Below are 17,136 nucleotides of genomic sequence, written 5' to 3' on the forward strand. Positions count from 1 at the left end.
GCAGGTCTATCCACGGCAAGACAAAGGCCGGCCGCCTATGAACAATCATAGGTGGCCGGCTGGAAGAATGTCCTGGCATAGGCGGAAAGGTCGAACCGGACCCCCGGCGCCAGAAGACGGACGAGGGCGGGAGAGAAAATTCCGCCGCCCGCCCTCCTTGAGCTCAGAAATAGCTCAAGCGTCGCGTGTCGGAAGCGCGAGCGCCTGTCGAGTTCCATGAACTGTCTTCGAGACGCGCTGCCGAATTGCGAACCACGGGAAGCACCCTGTCGCTGAAGGTATGAAGAGCGACGCGGTCGTCCGTACCGTGGACCATGAATTCAGTCACGCCGGACTGAACGTAGTCCATCAGCAACAATGAGGTCCGCGCCGAAAAATCCGACAGGCTTACCGCATCCCCAGCCTTGGCGCCCTCGGCGAGGCGTTGCGGCAGTTGCAGCGGCAAGGCAAACTGCATCTTGTGCTGCCGCCCAAACTCCGCCGCCGTGGCCCGCGCCCGCGCCACCAGCACCCGCACATCTTGTGGCGAACCGCCGGCAAGCTCGATCGTGTCGGCATGGCGGGCAGCCACTTTCAGCGCCGTGCCCGAAAGCGCCTTCATGCGCACCGGCAGGGCGTGGGACGCTCTGTTGGGAACGAATGCGCCGCGCAGGCTGTAGAACAGCCCCTCGTGGTCGAACGGCCGCTCGTTCGCCCACAGCCGCTTGAGCAAGGTCACATACTCGTCCGCCTGCCGCCACGAAGCGGCGTGGCCAGAGCGGGGCCGGTCCTCACCTGTCGCCTCGCCCGAGAAATCCGGCAGCAGGCGCAATCCGAGCCTGCCGCCAAACCGTGCCTGCAAAGCGCCCAGTTGGCGCGCAGCCAATATCGGCGACAACCGGCTGACACGGTGGGTGAGAAGGACATTCAATTGCTCGCCGAACGGCATGGCATCATCCGACGCGCCTTCGGCTATATCACCAGTCTCTCCGCCGATCACAAAACCGCTGAAGCCAAGCGATTCCGCCAAAGCCAAAGATGCCGGCAGGCTCTCGTTCCGTCCAACGGGCGAGCCCTGGTTGTTTGCCGCAAAGCTTCTTGCATCGATACCAGGCACGAAAGTGAACTCGACATTCATCGGATCTCTCCTTCGTTTGAAGTAAGGACTGCTGGGTCGTCTCCTGGGGAATTGATCGAAGATGGCCGTTCAGGCAATCAGCCCGAACACCAAGGCAGCCGCGAAGCCGAACGACAATACGAAGAAGGCATAGGCCCCGGCTGCGCCGGGCCGAGTCGCCACCCTGCCGGAATGGGTCTTCCTCATCGTCGTCTCAATCCGCGTAAAAGCCATGGTCGCTCTCCGATCGAGAAATAGTCTATAAAATCACTAGACTTTGTCGATTGCTATTTTCGAACGATCCTTGGGAAGATGTTCTGCGGGGGCAGGCCCCTGTAGAAGTTCATTCCTGAAGCGGTTGGCAAACCATTTGAAACGCGCCGCGCATGCGGGCGCAGTCGCGAAAGCACTGGCGAAGACTGTGCTTTTTGCGTATCACTCCGCCGCGTCAAAGGAACAGCCTTCATGCTCGATCATCTCCAGCCCGCCCCAGCCGATAAAATCCTTGCTCTTATCGGCCTTTACCGAGCCGACCCCCGCGCCGACAAAGTCGATCTCGGCGTCGGCGTCTACAAGGACAGCGCCGGCCGCACGCCGGTGATGCGGGCCGTGCGCGAAGCGGAAAAGCGGTTGCTGGAAACGCAGGAAACCAAGACGTATCTCGGCCTCGCCGGCGATACGGCGTTCAACAGCGCCATGGCCGCGCTGGTCTTCGGACCGGCGGCCGATTCGAGCCGCATCCGCGCCGCGCAGGCGCCGGGCGGTTCGGGCGCCTTGCGGCTTGCCGCGGAACTGCTCAACCGCGCCAGACCCGGCACGAAGGTCTGGGTCTCGAACCCGACATGGCCGAACCACATGCCGATCATGCGCGAGGCGGGACTTGAGACGCGCGACTATCCTTATTTCGACCCCGCATCCGGAACGGTGCGCTTTGAAGAGATGATGGCGGCGCTGCAGAAGGCGGAGGCTGGCGACACGGTCCTGCTGCACGGCTGCTGCCACAACCCGACCGGCGCCAACCTTACGCCGGCGCAATGGCAGGCCGTCACTGATCTGGTCGTGGAAAAAGGTTTGATGCCGTTCATCGACATCGCCTATCAGGGTTTCGGCGAAGGTCTCGAGGCCGATGCTGTCGGCGTGCGCTCGGTTGCGGCGAAAGCTCCGGAAATGATCGTCGCGGCGAGCTGCTCCAAGAATTTCGCCGTTTACCGCGACCGCGTCGGCGCTGCGATCCTGATGGCGAAGGACAGCGCCCAGGCCGATGTCGCCGCCAGCCAGCTTCTGTCGGTCGCGCGCACCATGTATTCGATGCCGCCGGATCATGGCGCGGCGGTCGTCCGCATCGTGCTGGAAGATCCGGACCTGCGCGCCGACTGGGAAAACGAACTTGAGGAAATGCGCCAGCGTATGCTGGACCTGCGCATCCGCTTCGCCGAGGCGCTGCGCCGGCAGTCGAACTCCGACCGCTTCGACTTTGTCGCCGACCACCGGGGCATGTTCTCCCGCCTTGGCCTCACCGAAGCACAGGTGGAGCGCCTGCGTGCCGAACACGGCATCTATATGGTGGGCGACAGCCGCATCAACGTCGCCGGCCTGCCGGAAAACGGATTGGACGAGCTGGCCAAGGCGATCGTCTCGGTTCTCGACTGAGGGTGGACTGGCTGCGCCTGTGGACAATGGCGGGCGCGACGCTCCCGCCATTGGCTCGGCGCCCGCGGGCGCTGTAGCATCCGCCCATGAAACCCTCCCAGGATATTTCGCGGCTGATCGAGATCATGGCCGCCTTGCGCGCGCCGGTAACGGGTTGCCCGTGGGATATCGAGCAGAATTTCCAGACCATAGCGCCCTACACGATCGAGGAAGCCTATGAGGTGGCCGACGCCATCGCACGCGGTGACTTTGACGACCTCCGTGACGAACTTGGCGACCTGCTGCTGCAGGTGGTCTATCACGCGCAGATGGCCGAGGATGAAGGCCGGTTTGCCTTCGGCGATGTCGTCGAAGCCATCACCAAAAAGATGATCCGCCGCCACCCGCATGTTTTCGGCGATGCGGAAGCCCGCAGCGCCGGTATGGCCAAGGGCATGTGGGAAAAGATCAAGGCGGAGGAAAAGGCTGAAAAGCGTCAGTCGCGCATTGCCCAGGGCCTCGATCCTGAGGACCACGGCAAAGGCTTCCTCGATGGTGTCCCGGTGGCGCTGCCATCACTGACCCGCGCCCTCAAGCTGCAGGAGCGAGCCGCCCGCGTCGGTTTCGACTGGGGCGAGGCCGCGCCGATTTTCGACAAGATCGAGGAGGAGATCGGCGAACTGCGGGAGGCGCTTGCCGCGGGAGATACGGCGTCGATCAAGGGCGAATTCGGCGACGTGCTGTTTGCGCTCGTCAATCTCGGCCGTCATCTGAATATCGATTCGGAAGCCGCGATCAGCGGCACCAACGAAAAATTCCGCCGCCGCTTCCACCAGGTCGAACAGATGCTGGAAACCACCGGCAGGTCATTGGACGAAGCAAGCCTCGAAGAGATGGAAGAACTCTGGCGGGAGGTCAAACGGGCGGAAAAGCAGACGGACGGATAGCGTCTAAACGCCGCCTTTGCGCCCGGAAAGCCTGCCGTCGATTTCCTCGCGCGCGGTATCCGTCACCTTCAGCGACAGCGAGACGCTGCCATCGTCATTGTCGGTGCGCGTCACGACCTCGCTGTTGCGGTAGATCCAGTCGAGGAAACGCATCTGCGCCAGCGCCAGCGTGATCTCGACGGACCGCAATTCGCCTGACACGCGGGTCTCGATCAAGGCCATCAGCGCATCGAGCCCCTCCCCGGTAATCGCCGAGATCGCGACCGGCGACTTGCCCGGCTCGTTGCCTGTTTCCAGCAACCGTTCGCGGCTGCCCGCATCGATCTGATCGATCTTGTTCCAAACTTCAACAACTCGGTCGCCGTCGCCGACATCGACACCGAGATCGGCGAGGATGCGCTCGACATCCTCGGCCTGCGCTGCCGTGTCGGGATCTGAAATATCGCGCAGATGCAAGACCAGATCGGCTTCCACCACCTCTTCAAGCGTTGCCCGGAAAGCGGCCACCAGATGTGTCGGCAAGTCGGAAATGAAGCCGACCGTATCGGACAGGATCACCGGCGTGCCATGTGGCAGGCGCAATCGCCGCAATGTCGGGTCGAGCGTGGCGAACAGCATGTCCTCCGCAAGCACCCCTGCCCCGGTCAGCCGGTTGAAGAGGGTAGACTTGCCGGCATTGGTGTAGCCGACAATCGCCACGACCGGGAACGGCACCTTCCGGCGCTTGGCGCGATGCAGATCGCGCGTGCGCCGTACGGTCTCGAGTTCACGCTTCAGCTTGACGATCTTGTCCTGCAGGACGCGGCGGTCGGCTTCGATCTGCGTTTCGCCGGGGCCGCCGAGGAATCCCGCGCCACCGCGCTGCCGCTCAAGGTGGGTCCAGCTGCGAACGAGCCGGCCCTTCTGGTAGTTCAAATGCGCAAGCTCGACCTGCAACGTGCCTTCCTTGGTGCGCGCCCGTTCGCCGAAGATTTCCAGGATAAGGCCGGTGCGGTCGAGAACCTTGACGTTCAGTTCTTTTTCGAGATTGCGCTGCTGCACCGGCGTCAGCGGATGATCGACGATCGCAAGCTCGGCGTGGGTTTCCTTCACGATGTCGGCGAACTCGGCAACCTTGCCGCTGCCGAGCAGAGTCGCCGGGCGTGGGTCGTTGACGGTCACGACGCTGACGTTGACCGGATCGAGATCGATGGCGCGCGCCAGGCCGACAGCCTCGTCGAGGCGAGCCTGTGCCGAACGGGCAAGCCTTGGCCGGCTTCTGTCATCTTCATCGTGAGTGGCGCGGTTCAGCACCGGAACGATGACAAGCGCCCGAGTCCGGGCCTTTTCACCGTTGCCGGTTCCGCTGGCGCCGCGTGTGCCGCGGCCCGCATCTGTATCTTTTTGCAACTAGCCGCCTTGGCTTTCCTCGCCATCGAACATCTGAACCGGCTGGCTCGGCATGATCGTGGAAATGGCATGCTTGTAGACAAGCTGGGAGTGACCGTCCCGCCGCAGCAAAACGCAGAAATTGTCGAACGAAGTGACAACTCCGGTCAGCTTCACGCCATTGATAAGGAAAATTGTGAGTGGATTTTTGCTCTTGCGAACCGAATTCAGGAAAAGGTCCTGAAGATTCTGCGATCGTTCAGCCATTGTTCTTATCTTTCGCCGATCCCCGTGGACTTGCACCCACGCGCCAAAATAAGACGCAAAATCCAGGGTGCAAATGCATTGCCGCTTTTCTACCGTTTTGCGGTTATCAGGCCGGCGTTTTTTCCGCAACGTCAAAAAGCGCCTTGCGCAAGGAAAGCGCGATCGAGCCGGGCTTGCCGTCGGCGACCGGCTGACCGTCGATTTCCACCACCGACAGTGAAATCGTCGTGGCCGAGCTTATGAAGGCTTCGCGCGCCGCCTTGGCTTCCTTGACCGAAAAACCGCGCTCCTCGACCTTCAGGCCAAGCTTTTCGGCGACCTCGAACAAGGTCGTGCGGGTGATGCCCCGCAGGATGCCGTGCACCGCCGGCCTGGTCACAAGGACATTGTCCCTGGTGATGATCCAGGCATTCGACGAACCGCCCTCCTTGACCATGCCCTCGGCATCCACGAACCAGGCTTCCTGCGCGCCGGCATCCTTCGCCTTCTGCTTGGCCAGCACATTTGGCAACAGGCCGACGCTCTTGATATCGACCCTATCCCACCGGGTTTCCGGTACGGTGATGACCTTGATTCCCGTCGCGGCGCGCTTGTCAGCCAGTGCGGGGTTGCCTTTCCTGGCCGTCACCACCAGGGAGGACGCCACATCTTCGGGAAACAGAAAATCCCGGCTGGCGACACCGCGGGTGACCTGCACATAGACCAGCCCATCATGGACGCCGTTGCGCTGGACGACTTCGCGGATGATGATTTGAAGCACCCGGCGATGCACCGGCCAGTCGATGGACAGTTCTGTCAGCGAGCGGTTCAGCCGGTCGAGATGGCGGCCCATGTCGACGATGAAGCCCCGCGCCACCTCGCATACCTCATAGACGCCGTCGGCGAATTGGTAGCCGCGATCCTCGATGTGGACGGCGGCATCCCGGTGGGCGACATAACTGCCATTGACGTAGGCGATGCGTGGCATGGTTCTCTCTCAAGGCAGTCGGCAGTCGGCAGTCGGCAGTGAGATTGCATCTAGCAGAATCGAACAAACCGCAACAGCAAAGTCCTCCTGCCTCCTGCCTACTTTCACACCCCCAGCGACTTCAGCTTCCGATGCAGTGCGGAGCGTTCCATGCCGACGAATTCGGCCGTCTTGGAAATGTTGCCGCCAAAGCGGTTGATCTGCGCGATGAGATAGTCCTTCTCGAACTGTTCGCGCGCCTCGCGCAGCGGCAGGGCCATGATATGCTGGTCCGACTGGTTGGGTGTTCGTGGCATCACGTCGCCGATCTCCGACGGCAGCAGGTCAGCGGTGATCGGTGCGTCGATATTGTCGCCACGCGCCAGGATCATCAGCCGCTCGACATTGTTGCGAAGCTGGCGGACGTTTCCCGGCCAGTTGTGCGCCTGCAGCACGGCCATCGCATCATCGCCGATGCGGCGCGGCTTGATGCCCGACTGGCGGGCAATCTGCTTCATGAAGTTGTCGACGAGATAAGGAATGTCTTCCCGCCGCTCCGACAGGCCAGGCACCATCACCGGCACAACGGCCAGCCGGTGGTAGAGGTCCTCGCGGAACCGGCCCTCGGCGATCATGGCCTCGAGGTTTTGCGACGTAGACGAGATGATTCGCACGTCCACCTTGACCCGCTTGGTGCCGCCCACACGTTCGAATTGCTGCTCGACCAGTACGCGCAGAATCTTGCTCTGTGTTTCGCGTGGCATGTCGGCGACTTCATCGATGTAGAGAATGCCGCGATGCGCCTCCTCCAGCGCGCCAACCTTGCGCTCGGTCCCGTTCGATTCGGTGCCGAACAGTTCGATCTCCATGCGCTCCGGCGTGATCGTGGCGGCTGTAAGCGCAACGAACGGGCCGCTCTTGCGGGTCGAAAGCGCATGAATGGCGCGCGCCGCCAGCTCCTTGCCCGAGCCCGACGGGCCGATGATCATGATGCGGCTGTTGGTCGGCGCCACGCGCTCGATCGTCTGCCGCAACTGGCTCATCGCCGAAGACATGCCGATCAGGTCGAACGTCTCGCCGCTGCGCTGCTTGAGGTCGGAAACTTCACGCCGCAGTTTCGACGTTTCAAGCGCCCGTTCCGCAATAAGGATCAGCCTGTCGGCCTTGAACGGCTTTTCGATGAAGTCGTAGGCGCCGCGCCTGATCGCCGAAACCGCGGTCTCGATATTGCCATGGCCCGAAATCATCACCACAGGCAGGCTTGGATGGAGCGTCTTGATCTCGTCCAGGAGGGCCAGCCCATCCAGCCGCGATCCTTGCAGCCAGATATCCAGGAAGACCAGCCTCGGCACCCGGTCGGCGATGGTCGCCAGCGCACTGTCCGCATCGTGGGCGGTGCGCGTTTCGTGACCCTCGTCACTCAATATGCCCGCGACGAGTTCGCGGATGTCTTCCTCGTCATCGACAATGAGAATATCAGAAGCCATTACCGACCTTTTCAGTTTGTCTTTCCTTTGCTGCGCCCGCCGCCGCAGCTCCGGCGGAAGCCGGCAGGATGATGCTGATCATGGCGCCCCTGCCGCCATGGAAATCCGCAGGCGCATCGTGAAGTTCCAGCCGCCCGCCATGGTCCTCGACGATCTTCTTGACGATGGCGAGACCAAGGCCGGTGCCTTTCTCCCGCGTCGTCATATAGGGCTCGAGCAGCCGTTGGCGATTTTCACGCGGCAGTCCCTTGCCATTGTCGATCACGTCGACGCGCATCGCCCCGTCCTGCCGGCCGGCGCGGATGCGGATGACGCCGTGCGACCCGTCGCTGCGGTCGACCCCCTCCATCGCCTCCGCCGCGTTCTTGATAAGGTTGCCGAACGCCTGCGCCAGCAACCGGCTGTCAAACGTGCCCTTGAGCGGTTCATCGCCAAATGCCCGTTCGAAAGCTATGTCCGACCGGCTGACCTCCACCAGGAAGGATGCCTCGCGCAGAGGCTCGCGAAGGTCGATCGACTTCATCTCCGGTTTCGGCATGCGCGCGAAAGCGGAGAATTCATCGACCATGCGGCCGATATCCTCGACCTGACGGATAATTGTGTCCGTACATTGGTCGAATATCTCGCGATCTTCGGTGATGACTTTGCCAAAACGGCGGCGAATGCGCTCGGCCGAGAGCTGGATCGGTGTCAGCGGGTTCTTGATTTCGTGGGCAATGCGGCGCGCCACGTCCGCCCAGGCAGACGAGCGCTGCGCCTGGACGAGGTCGGTGATGTCATCGACCGTAACGACATAGGATTTCTCCTCAAGGTGGCCTTCGCCCTCCTCGATGGTGATCTGGACGTTGAAGGTCCGCTCAGCGCCGGCGCGGTAGAAAGTCACCTGGTCGCGATAGACCGGCTTGCCCGAGTTGCGGCCGATTTCGAACACCCGCCCGACATGCGGCAGCACGGCCGACAGGTTCTGACCAAGCGCGGCCGTCCCCGAAATCGCCAGCATGGTTTCCGCCGACCGGTTGACGATGCTCACGATGCCGGACGAATCGACGCCGATGACGCCCGCGGTGACGCCGGCCAGAACCGCTTCGGAAAAGCGCCGGCGCTCGTCGATCAGATCCTTGGCGGAGAGCAGTTCGTTGCGCTGGGATTTGAGCTCCAGAAGCATATTGTTGAACGTATCGCCGAGCGAGGCGACATCGCCGTCGGATGGCCGAACCGGAACCGACACGTCAAGATTGCCGGTGGCCACCTCGTCCGCCGCGCCGATCAATTGGCGTATGGGCCGCACCAGCCGGTCGGCGACCGCGATGCCGGTCCAGATTGCCGACAGGACGATAATCAGCGTCAGCGAAAGATAAGGCAGTGCGAAAGCCACCTGCGAGGTCGCGCGGTTGCTTTCAAGGCCCCGATATTCATCCGTATTGGCGCGGACGATCTGGCGCGCCCTGATCACTTCGGGATCGACCACGCGGATCGTGTAGAGGAACAGCCCGTCGATTTCCCTCAGCTTGATGATGGCTCCCATGATGTTGCGGGTCTCGGGCGCGATCAGAAGCGGGCGTCCATTCTCCGCTTCCTGGATCGAGCCCTCCGGAGGTTCCGGCATGGCGAAGTCCGCATTGGTCTGCGCGCTCATGACGAAGGAACCATCAGGCCTGACCAGTCCCGCATGGGCAAGCCCGCGCCCCATCGTCTCCTTGTTCAGCAGGTCGAGGAAACCCGCGCGATCGAGACTGTAGAGCGACCGCGCATTATCGAGGTCGTAAGCCATCGACATGGTCGTGCCTTGCAGATTGCGGCCATTTTCCTGAACATAGGCGTCGGCGATCGACAGCGACGAGTTGATGATCGTCTTGGTCCGGATCTCGAACCAGCGGTCGAGCCCGATGTTGAGCGTGACGGCCGCGATGATGGCTACCATGATCGCCGGGATTGCCGCCACCAGGGCAAACATGGCGACGATGCGCACATGCAGGCGCGAGGCGGCCTTGCCGACCTTGCGGGCCATCAGAATGCGGTGGATTTCCCGTCCGATAAGGGCTGTCAGCGAAACGATGAAGGCCGCGTTCAGGCCGATAAGCGCCAGCGTGGTCGATTCGTCCGGCTTGATCGGCGTGACGCCGACCAGAATCGCAAAGGACACGGCCGCCGCCAGCAGCGCACCCAAAATGGCGATCACGCCCGGCAGGGCAAGCAGCCGCCGCGCGTCGAGATTGGCCTTTTTGCGGAAAAGCGGGCCGGTAAATGAGGGGGCTTGAATCGCCATGTCGCCGTTAAGACCTACAACTGCGTCGCATCTATGCAACGCATTGTGGCGATTATGCAACAAATCGGCGGTGAGCGAAAATGTTTCGCTGGCTTTCCACGCGAATGTGAAAAGGCTCAAACCTGACGCGAAGATTTATAGACGTTGACGCGCAGTTCGCGGATCTTCTTGCGCAGTGTATTGCGGTTCAGGCCAAGAAGCTCGGCCGCCTTGATCTGGTTGCCGCGCGTCGCCGTCATCGAAGCCAGCACCAGGGGATATTCGACTTCGGCAAGAATGCGCTCGTAGAGACCGGCCGGCGGCAGATCGCCACCGAACGAGGCGAAATAGCGCTGCAGATAATGCTCGACCGCCTGACCGACTGACAGATCGTCCGGGATCAACACGGTCGCGCCGGGCACCACTGGCATTTCGCCGGTTTTCAGCTCGGCTTCGATGATTTCGGGCGAAATCTCGTCCTGAGCATAAAGAGCGCTCAGCCGGCGGACGAGATTCTCCAGTTCGCGCACATTGCCGGGCCACGGATAGCGCTTCATCAACTCGATGCCGCCGGTTGAAATGCGCTTTGTTTGCAGGCCTTCCTTGGCCGCCAGCTTGAAGAAATGCCGCACCAGATCCGGCACGTCCTCCGAACGCTCGCGCAGGGCCGGTAGCCGCAGCGGCACGACATTGAGGCGGTAGAACAAATCCTCGCGGAAAAGCCCCTGGTTGATCAGCGTGCGTAAATCCTTGTTGGTCGCCGCCACGATGCGCACATCGGTCTTGATCGGGGTGCGACCGCCGACAGTGGTGTATTCGCCCTGCTGCAACACGCGCAGCAGCCGGGTCTGCGCTTCCATCGGCATGTCGCCGATCTCGTCGAGAAACAGCGTGCCGCCCTCTGCCTGTTCAAAACGACCTGTCGAGCGATTCTGCGCGCCGGTGAAAGCGCCTTTCTCGTGGCCGAACAGCTCCGATTCGATCAGGTCGCGCGGGATCGCCGCCATGTTTATGGCCACGAACGGGCCGCCGCGGCGGCGGCCATATTCATGCAGCGCCCGCGCGACGAGTTCCTTGCCGGTCCCCGATTCGCCGCTGATCATCACGGTCAGGTCGGTTTGCATCATGCGCGCCAGCATCCGGTAGATGTCCTGCATCGCGGCGGAACGGCCGACCAGCGGCATCGTCTCCGGCTGCTCGTCGGCCCGGCTTTCGACCTTGGGGCGGCGCGGCTCCGCCAGTGCGCGATTGACGATGTTGAGAAGCTCGGTCAGGTCAAACGGCTTCGGCAGATATTCGTAAGCGCCGGTTTCGGAAGCTCGGATCGCCGTCATGAATGTGTTTTGCGCGCTCATGACGATGACCGGCAGCTCCGGCCGCGCCTTCTTGATGCGCGGCAGCATATCGAAGGCGTTTTCGTCCGGCATAACCACATCGGTGATCACCAAGTCGCCCTCGCCCGCCGCAACCCAGCGCCATAGAGTCGAAGCGTTCGAGGTTACCCGCACATCGTGGCCGGCGCGCGAAAGGGCCTGGTTGAGCACAGTGCGGATCGCCGCATCGTCGTCAGCCACGAGAATATTGCCGCGGGCGCTCATATGCGCTCTCCTTCGTCATAATTGGCTTCCGGTGGGGCTTCACGCCAGGCAGGCATCAGGATTCGGAATGTCGTGCCGCGTGGTGTCGACTCGCATTCGATGATTCCACCATGCTCACCGACGATCTTCGCCACCAGCGCCAGCCCGAGTCCTGAACCGTTCGGCTTGGTGGTGATGAAGGGGTCGAACAGGATCGGCAGCAGGTCATCAGCGACACCGGAGCCGTTGTCGTGCACGCAGAACTCAAGTGGCAGCGAGACGCGATCCTGCGTGCCCGGAACCGCCATGCGGATGCCGGGCCGGAAGGCGGTGGACAGGCTGATTTCGCCCTGCGGGTCGCTTCCGATCGCCTCCGCGGCGTTCTTGACCAGGTTGAGGAAGACCTGGATCAGCTGGTCGCGGTTGGCGTAGACCGGAGGCAACGATGGATCATAGTCCTCCAATATCTTGATCCGGTTGGCGAATCCGTTCCGGGCAAGAGCTTTTACATGGTCGAGGACGACATGGATGTTGACGGGATAGCGGTCGATGGGCCGCTCGTCCGAAAACACCTCCATGCGGTCGACCAGGGACACGATGCGGTCCGTCTCGTCGGTGATAAGCCGCGTCAACGCGCGGTCTTCGTCGGATGCCGACAGCTCCAGCAACTGTGCGGCGCCGCGAATACCGGAAAGCGGGTTCTTGATCTCGTGCGCCAGCATCGCCGCCAACCCCGTCACCGACCGGGCAGCGCCGCGATGCGTCATCTGGCGGTCGATCTTGTCCGCCATCGAGCGTTCCTGGAACATCACGACGACCGAGCCGGGAAATTCGGGTACCGGCGCGGCGTAGAGATCGACCACTTTTTCGATACCCAGGCGCGGCGACGATATATCGACGCGGTATTCGTTGACCGGCGTGCGCCGCTCACGCACCTGATCCACCAAGGCCAGCAGCGGACTGCCGAAGGGGATCAGCTTGGTCAGCGTGTTGCGCGCCAGCATCGTCGCGCTGGAGCGGAAAAAATCCTCGGCATCGGCATTGGCATAGGTGATGTGCCCTTCCGGCCCGACCATGATGACCGGCCTGCGGATGGTATTGAGAAGGATCTGCGCGGCGTCCGCCATCTCGCCCGGCTGTTCTGCCATCGTCTTCATGCCGCTCTCCGCACATTTGCATCCGCCGCCCGCAGGAACGCCTCACCAAGCGCCGTGATGACGCATTTCGGATCGAGGCCGGTCAGGATTTCCTTGCGCAGTTCCGCCGACGTGTCCGGCGCATGGCGGTCGAGATACCAGCCGAGATGCTTGCGCGCCTGCCGGACGCCGCTTTCGATGCCGTACAGGGCGAGCATGTCCTCGTAGTGGGACACGACGTAGTCGCGCAAAGCTCCCGAAGCCTCGGGAACGTCTTCGCACTTTGCACCTGACGCTTCCGCCGCAATGCTTCCCGCGAGCCAGGGCGCTCCATAGTGGCCGCGCCCGACCATCACCGCGTCTGCGCCCGACTGCTGAAGGATTGCCGCCGCATCGGCCGCGCAAAGGACATCGCCATTCGCCACCACCGGGATCGATACCGCCTGCTTGACGCGGGCGATGGCCGACCAATCGGCCTTGCCTTGGTAGAACTGGCAGCGCGTGCGGCCATGAACCGTCACCATCTTCACGCCTGCTTGCTCGGCGCGGCGCGCCAGCAGCGGCGCATTGAGCCCGCTATCATCCCAGCCCAGCCGCATCTTGACCGTCACCGGCACCGCGACGGAATCGATCACCGCATCGATCAGCGTCATGGCGTGGTCGAGATCGCGCATCAGCGCCGAGCCTGCATAGCCCCCGGTGACCTTCTTGGCCGGGCAGCCCATATTAATGTCGATGATATCGGCGCCTTCGCCCGCGGCGATGCGCGCGGCTTCGGCCATGTGAGCGGCTTCGCGCCCGGCAAGCTGCACCATATGGGTGGGTAGCCCGCTGTGGCGGATGCGCAGCTTGAATCCCGCCCTGCCCTTCGCCAATTCGCCGCTGGCGACCATTTCAGACACGACAAGGCCCGCGCCGTGCCCATGGGCGCGGCGGCGGAACGGCTCATCGGTTATCCCGGACATCGGCGCAAGGAAGACCCGGTTACCGGCTTCGGCGCTTCCGATAGGAAGCGGCAGGGCCAAATCCGTCAAAGCAGACATGCACAAAAACCAAGCAAGTACATCATTTGCCCAATATGTAGCCAAGTTTGTTCGTATCTGCAACGTGCAATGGCGGCAAGATTGAGGCTGTTGGGGAAAATACTGGCATTGAGCCTGAACGCTGGCTAAGCCATTGCCAAATGACAGCAGCGATCGACCATTCTAACCGAAAATCGCCGAAAACGAGCGTCGTGATCGTCGCTGCCGGCCGCGGCGAGCGCGCCGGCCAATCATCCGGTCCCAAGCAGTATCGCGAGATCGGCGGCAAGGCGGTCATCGCCCGCGCGGTCGATGCATTCCTGACGCACCCACAAATCGCCAGCGTGGTCGCCGTCATCCATGCCGATGACATCGATCTGTTCCGGTCGGCGGTGCCGCAATGGCGGCAGGTCACCGCCGTGACCGGCGGGCCGACGCGCCAGGATTCCGTGCGGCTCGGCTTGCAGGCGCTGCAACAGGATCCGCCCGATCAGGTTCTGGTCCACGATGCCGCCCGGCCCTTTGCCGATGCGCAGATGATCGGACGCGTCGTTTCGGCCATCGGCGAAAAGTCGGGCGCGCTGCCCGCCCTGCCCGTTTCCGATACGCTGAAATCCGCGCCCGCGGGCATGGTCGAGGCGACCGTTCCCCGCGACGGTCTCCACGCCGCCCAGACCCCGCAAGGCTTTCCTTATCCTGCATTGTTCGATGCGCACGAAAAGGCCCATGCGGCTGGCCGGAGCGATTTCACCGACGACGCCGCCATCGCCGAATGGGCCGGCATGCCGGTGAAAATCGTCGCCGGCTCGCCCGACAACATAAAGATCACCTGGCCCCGGGATATCGACATGGCAAATCAACGGCTTGCGGCGGAACGCTCCAGCTATCCCGATGTCCGCACCGGCAATGGCTACGATGTTCATTCCTTCGAACCCGGTGATCATGTCACGCTTTGCGGCGTGGAAATTCCCCACGGCAAAAAGCTGTCGGGCCATTCGGATGCCGATGTCGGGCTGCATGCACTGACGGACGCGCTGCTTGCCACTTGCGGCGCTGGCGACATCGGCACGCATTTCCCCCCTTCCGATCCGCAATGGAAGGGTGCGGCGTCGCGGCTGTTCGTCGAGCACGCGGCCCGGATCGTGCGGGCGCGAGGCGGCCGCATCGCCAATGCGGACATAACGCTCATCTGCGAAGCGCCGAAAATCGGCCCGCATCGCGAGGCGATGACGCAGGCGATGGCCGTGATGCTGGAAATTTCCCCCGAACGCATCTCCGTCAAGGCAACCACAAACGAGAAACTGGGTTTTATCGGACGTGAGGAAGGCATCGCCGCCATCGCGACCGCAAGCGTGATCTATCCCGGAGAGGTCCCCGCATGAGCGAGCCCGGCACAGGAGAGGTGAAGCAGACGGAAATCGGCGCCCTCGCAGACCGTTTCCTGAAGGCATGTTCCCACCATGGGATTCTCGCCGCCACGGCCGAAAGCTGTACCGGCGGCCTGATCATCGCGGCGATGACCGACATTCCGGGATCGTCCTCAATGGTGGACCGGGGTTTCGTCACCTATTCGAACGAGGCCAAGATGGACATGCTGGGCGTGCTCCCCGCCACCCTCGAAGCGCATGGCGCTGTGTCCTCCGAAACGGCCGGTGAAATGGCTACAGGCGCGCTGGCCCGCTCGCGGGCCGGCATTGCGCTTGCGGTAACCGGCATTGCCGGGCCTGATGGCGGCAACGCCACCAAGCCGGTGGGGCTGGTCTGGTTCGGCCTGGCGGTCGAAGGCAAGCCGGTGGCGACGGAAAAACGCCTGTTCGAAAATCGCGGCCGCGACTTCATCCGCCGCGAAACCGTGCGTCATGCGCTGGAAATGGGATTGAAGGCGCTGGGCGAGGACTGACCGTGCATCAAGGGACAAGTTGTCGGCAGCCTCGAGGCGAGAATTCCTAACCGGAAACCCCATAGATCGCATCGGCCCGTTTCTCGAAAGCCTCGGCGAACATGCGGAAGGCGCGATCGAACATCGTGCCCATGACGGCGGCCAGGATCCGGCTCTTGAATTCATAGTCGATGAAGAAGCGCACGAAGCAGCCGTCGCTTGCCGGCTCGAAGCTCCAGATGTTGGTGAGGTATTTGAACGGCCCGTCGATGTATTTGACCTCGATGACACGCTCGTCGGGTTTCAGCAGGACCTGGGTGGTAAAGGTCTCGCGGATCGCCTTGTAGCCGATGCTCATATCGGCAACGAGGATCGTGCGGCCGTCGCGTTCCTTGCGCGAGCGGACTGTGAGCGATTCGCATAGCGGCAGGAATTGCGGATACTTCTCCACATCGGCGACCAGCGCGAACATCTGGTCTGGCGTGTGGGCGACGCGGCGGGTGGCTTCGTATTTCGGCATAAGCCGGCTAGGCGCTTTTCTGAAGCTGCGCCTCACGCGCGGCGCGAAGCCGGGCGAAATCGTCGCCGGCATGGTGCGACGAGCGTGTCAGCGGGCTGGAGGCGACCAGCAGGAAGCCCTTGGTGCGGCCGACCGTCTCATACGATTTGAACTCGTCCGGCGGGATGAAGCGGATGACCGGATGATGCTTCTTCGACGGCTGCAGGTACTGGCCGATGGTCATGAAATCGACATTGGCTGAGCGAAGGTCGTCCATGAGCTGAAGCACCTCGTGCCGCTCCTCGCCGAGGCCGACCATGATGCCGGACTTGGTGAAGATCGACGGATCGAGCTCCTTCACCCGCTGCAGCAGCCGGATCGAGTGGAAGTAGCGCGCGCCCGGCCGCACGGTCAGGTAATTCGACGGCACCGTTTCGAGATTGTGGTTGAAGACATCCGGCTTGGCGGCCACGACGATCTCCAGCGCGCCTTCCTTGCGAAGGAAGTCGGGCGTCAGGATTTCGATGGTCGTTTCCGGGGTCGCTGCGCGGATCGCGCGAATCACCTCGGCGAAATGCTGCGCCCCGCCATCGGCAAGGTCGTCACGATCGACGGAGGTGATGACCACATGTGTCAGGCCCATCTGCTTGACGGCGTGGGCGACGCGGGCCGGTTCGCCGGCATCGAGCGCGGTTGGAATGCCGGTGGCGACATTGCAGAACGCGCAGGCACGGGTGCAGATCTCGCCCATGATCATGAAGGTCGCGTGCTTCTTTTCCCAGCACTCGCCGATGTTGGGGCAGCCGGCTTCCTCGCACACCGTCACCAGATTGTGTGACTTCACGATCTCGCGCGTTTCGGCATAGCCTTTCGACACCGGCGCCTTGACGCGAATCCAGTCCGGCTTGCGCAAGACCTCCTGATCCGGCCGATGCGCCTTCTCGGGATGCCGCGGCCGGGGTCGGTTGGCGATCGTGTCTAGTACCGTGACCATGTCAATCCAAGTTCTGGCAGCGCCAAGTCGGCGGTGCCAACCAC

16 protein-coding genes are annotated in these 17,136 nt (G+C 62.6%); 4 read left to right on the plus strand and 12 right to left on the minus strand.

The genetic code is table 11. The features are described 5' to 3' along the window. Positions 1-163 precede the first annotated feature (163 nt). Positions 164-1,117, minus strand: a complete 954-nt coding sequence (locus J2X35_RS06445; protein WP_310183091.1) for an LLM class flavin-dependent oxidoreductase — start codon at positions 1,115-1,117, stop codon at positions 164-166. Positions 1,118-1,186: 69 nt separating this feature from the next. Then, positions 1,187-1,330, minus strand: coding sequence for a hypothetical protein (locus J2X35_RS06450; RefSeq protein WP_156459789.1), 144 nt, complete (start codon positions 1,328-1,330; stop codon positions 1,187-1,189). A 231-nt stretch (positions 1,331-1,561) separates the two neighbouring features. Between J2X35_RS06450 and J2X35_RS06455 the strand changes: the two genes are divergently transcribed. Beyond that, entirely contained in the window at positions 1,562-2,746 is a 1,185-nt protein-coding gene (locus J2X35_RS06455) for an amino acid aminotransferase (protein WP_310183093.1), read from the plus strand. A gap of 86 nt (positions 2,747-2,832) precedes the next feature. After that, on the plus strand, positions 2,833-3,672 hold the full coding sequence (gene mazG / locus J2X35_RS06460; protein ID WP_310183095.1) for a nucleoside triphosphate pyrophosphohydrolase: 840 nt from the start codon (positions 2,833-2,835) through the stop codon (positions 3,670-3,672). Between the two features lie 3 nt (positions 3,673-3,675). On the opposite strand, the gene hflX is transcribed toward mazG, so the two are convergent. From hflX to dusB, 8 genes are all read right to left on the minus strand, one after another. Continuing rightward, a complete protein-coding gene (gene hflX / locus J2X35_RS06465) occupies positions 3,676-5,061 on the minus strand; it encodes a GTPase HflX (RefSeq protein WP_405023183.1) in 1,386 nt (461 codons plus the stop codon). Then, on the minus strand, positions 5,062-5,307 hold the full coding sequence (gene hfq, locus J2X35_RS06470; protein ID WP_018428055.1) for an RNA chaperone Hfq: 246 nt from the start codon (positions 5,305-5,307) through the stop codon (positions 5,062-5,064). It lies immediately after the preceding gene. Positions 5,308-5,413: 106 nt separating this feature from the next. After that, positions 5,414-6,274 (minus strand): D-amino-acid transaminase, encoded by an 861-nt coding sequence (locus J2X35_RS06475; protein WP_056109776.1) that lies wholly within the window; start codon positions 6,272-6,274, stop codon positions 5,414-5,416. 104 nt (positions 6,275-6,378) lie between these two features. Further along, entirely contained in the window at positions 6,379-7,740 is a 1,362-nt protein-coding gene (locus J2X35_RS06480) for a sigma-54 dependent transcriptional regulator (RefSeq protein ID WP_056109779.1), read from the minus strand. Beyond that, positions 7,730-10,006, minus strand: a complete 2,277-nt coding sequence (locus J2X35_RS06485; protein ID WP_056109780.1) for a PAS domain-containing sensor histidine kinase — start codon at positions 10,004-10,006, stop codon at positions 7,730-7,732. Before J2X35_RS06485 ends, J2X35_RS06480 begins: the two co-directional genes overlap by 11 nt. 116 nt (positions 10,007-10,122) lie before the next feature. Beyond that, the gene (gene ntrC, locus J2X35_RS06490) at positions 10,123-11,583 is read right to left on the minus strand and encodes a nitrogen regulation protein NR(I) (RefSeq protein WP_310183107.1); all 1,461 of its coding nucleotides are present in this window, start codon (positions 11,581-11,583) and stop codon (positions 10,123-10,125) included. Then, on the minus strand, positions 11,580-12,710 hold the full coding sequence (locus J2X35_RS06495; RefSeq protein ID WP_405023197.1) for a nitrogen regulation protein NR(II): 1,131 nt from the start codon (positions 12,708-12,710) through the stop codon (positions 11,580-11,582). Before J2X35_RS06495 ends, ntrC begins: the two co-directional genes overlap by 4 nt. A gap of 5 nt (positions 12,711-12,715) precedes the next feature. Beyond that, the gene (dusB, locus tag J2X35_RS06500) at positions 12,716-13,741 is read right to left on the minus strand and encodes a tRNA dihydrouridine synthase DusB (protein WP_310183109.1); all 1,026 of its coding nucleotides are present in this window, start codon (positions 13,739-13,741) and stop codon (positions 12,716-12,718) included. A 140-nt stretch (positions 13,742-13,881) separates the two neighbouring features. Between dusB and J2X35_RS06505 the strand changes: the two genes are divergently transcribed. Further along, positions 13,882-15,102, plus strand: coding sequence for a bifunctional 2-C-methyl-D-erythritol 4-phosphate cytidylyltransferase/2-C-methyl-D-erythritol 2,4-cyclodiphosphate synthase (locus J2X35_RS06505; protein ID WP_310183111.1), 1,221 nt, complete (start codon positions 13,882-13,884; stop codon positions 15,100-15,102). Then, positions 15,099-15,620, plus strand: a complete 522-nt coding sequence (locus tag J2X35_RS06510) for a CinA family protein (protein ID WP_056109789.1) — start codon at positions 15,099-15,101, stop codon at positions 15,618-15,620. The genes J2X35_RS06505 and J2X35_RS06510 overlap by 4 nt, the downstream gene beginning before the upstream one ends. A 46-nt stretch (positions 15,621-15,666) precedes the next feature. On the opposite strand, the gene J2X35_RS06515 is transcribed toward J2X35_RS06510, so the two are convergent. Then, positions 15,667-16,119, minus strand: coding sequence for a type II toxin-antitoxin system RatA family toxin (locus tag J2X35_RS06515; RefSeq protein WP_056109792.1), 453 nt, complete (start codon positions 16,117-16,119; stop codon positions 15,667-15,669). Between the two features lie 7 nt (positions 16,120-16,126). Further along, on the minus strand, positions 16,127-17,092 hold the full coding sequence (lipA, locus tag J2X35_RS06520; RefSeq protein ID WP_056109793.1) for a lipoyl synthase: 966 nt from the start codon (positions 17,090-17,092) through the stop codon (positions 16,127-16,129). Between the last annotated feature and the right edge of the window lie 44 nt (positions 17,093-17,136).

The organism is Mesorhizobium sp. BE184, from assembly GCF_031457045.1.
GTDB lineage: Bacteria > Pseudomonadota > Alphaproteobacteria > Rhizobiales > Rhizobiaceae > Mesorhizobium.

What these genes read in the sequence shown, in the direction of transcription:
- J2X35_RS06475 (WP_056109776.1), bottom strand. Translation starts at nt 6,274, where the DNA reads ATGCCACGCATCGCCTACGTCAATGGCAGTTATGTCGCCCACCGGGAT.
- dusB (WP_310183109.1), bottom strand. Translation starts at nt 13,741, where the DNA reads ATGTCTGCTTTGACGGATTTGGCCCTGCCGCTTCCTATCGGAAGCGCC.
- J2X35_RS06485 (WP_056109780.1), bottom strand. Translation starts at nt 10,006, where the DNA reads ATGGCGATTCAAGCCCCCTCATTTACCGGCCCGCTTTTCCGCAAAAAG.
- J2X35_RS06450 (WP_156459789.1), bottom strand. Translation starts at nt 1,330, where the DNA reads ATGGCTTTTACGCGGATTGAGACGACGATGAGGAAGACCCATTCCGGC.
- J2X35_RS06505 (WP_310183111.1), top strand. Translation starts at nt 13,882, where the DNA reads ATGACAGCAGCGATCGACCATTCTAACCGAAAATCGCCGAAAACGAGC.
- J2X35_RS06480 (WP_056109779.1), bottom strand. Translation starts at nt 7,740, where the DNA reads ATGGCTTCTGATATTCTCATTGTCGATGACGAGGAAGACATCCGCGAA.
- mazG (WP_310183095.1), top strand. Translation starts at nt 2,833, where the DNA reads ATGAAACCCTCCCAGGATATTTCGCGGCTGATCGAGATCATGGCCGCC.
- J2X35_RS06455 (WP_310183093.1), top strand. Translation starts at nt 1,562, where the DNA reads ATGCTCGATCATCTCCAGCCCGCCCCAGCCGATAAAATCCTTGCTCTT.
- J2X35_RS06515 (WP_056109792.1), bottom strand. Translation starts at nt 16,119, where the DNA reads ATGCCGAAATACGAAGCCACCCGCCGCGTCGCCCACACGCCAGACCAG.
- ntrC (WP_310183107.1), bottom strand. Translation starts at nt 11,583, where the DNA reads ATGAGCGCCCGCGGCAATATTCTCGTGGCTGACGACGATGCGGCGATC.
- lipA (WP_056109793.1), bottom strand. Translation starts at nt 17,092, where the DNA reads ATGGTCACGGTACTAGACACGATCGCCAACCGACCCCGGCCGCGGCAT.
- J2X35_RS06495 (WP_405023197.1), bottom strand. Translation starts at nt 12,710, where the DNA reads ATGGCAGAACAGCCGGGCGAGATGGCGGACGCCGCGCAGATCCTTCTC.
- J2X35_RS06445 (WP_310183091.1), bottom strand. Translation starts at nt 1,117, where the DNA reads ATGAATGTCGAGTTCACTTTCGTGCCTGGTATCGATGCAAGAAGCTTT.
- hfq (WP_018428055.1), bottom strand. Translation starts at nt 5,307, where the DNA reads ATGGCTGAACGATCGCAGAATCTTCAGGACCTTTTCCTGAATTCGGTT.
- J2X35_RS06510 (WP_056109789.1), top strand. Translation starts at nt 15,099, where the DNA reads ATGAGCGAGCCCGGCACAGGAGAGGTGAAGCAGACGGAAATCGGCGCC.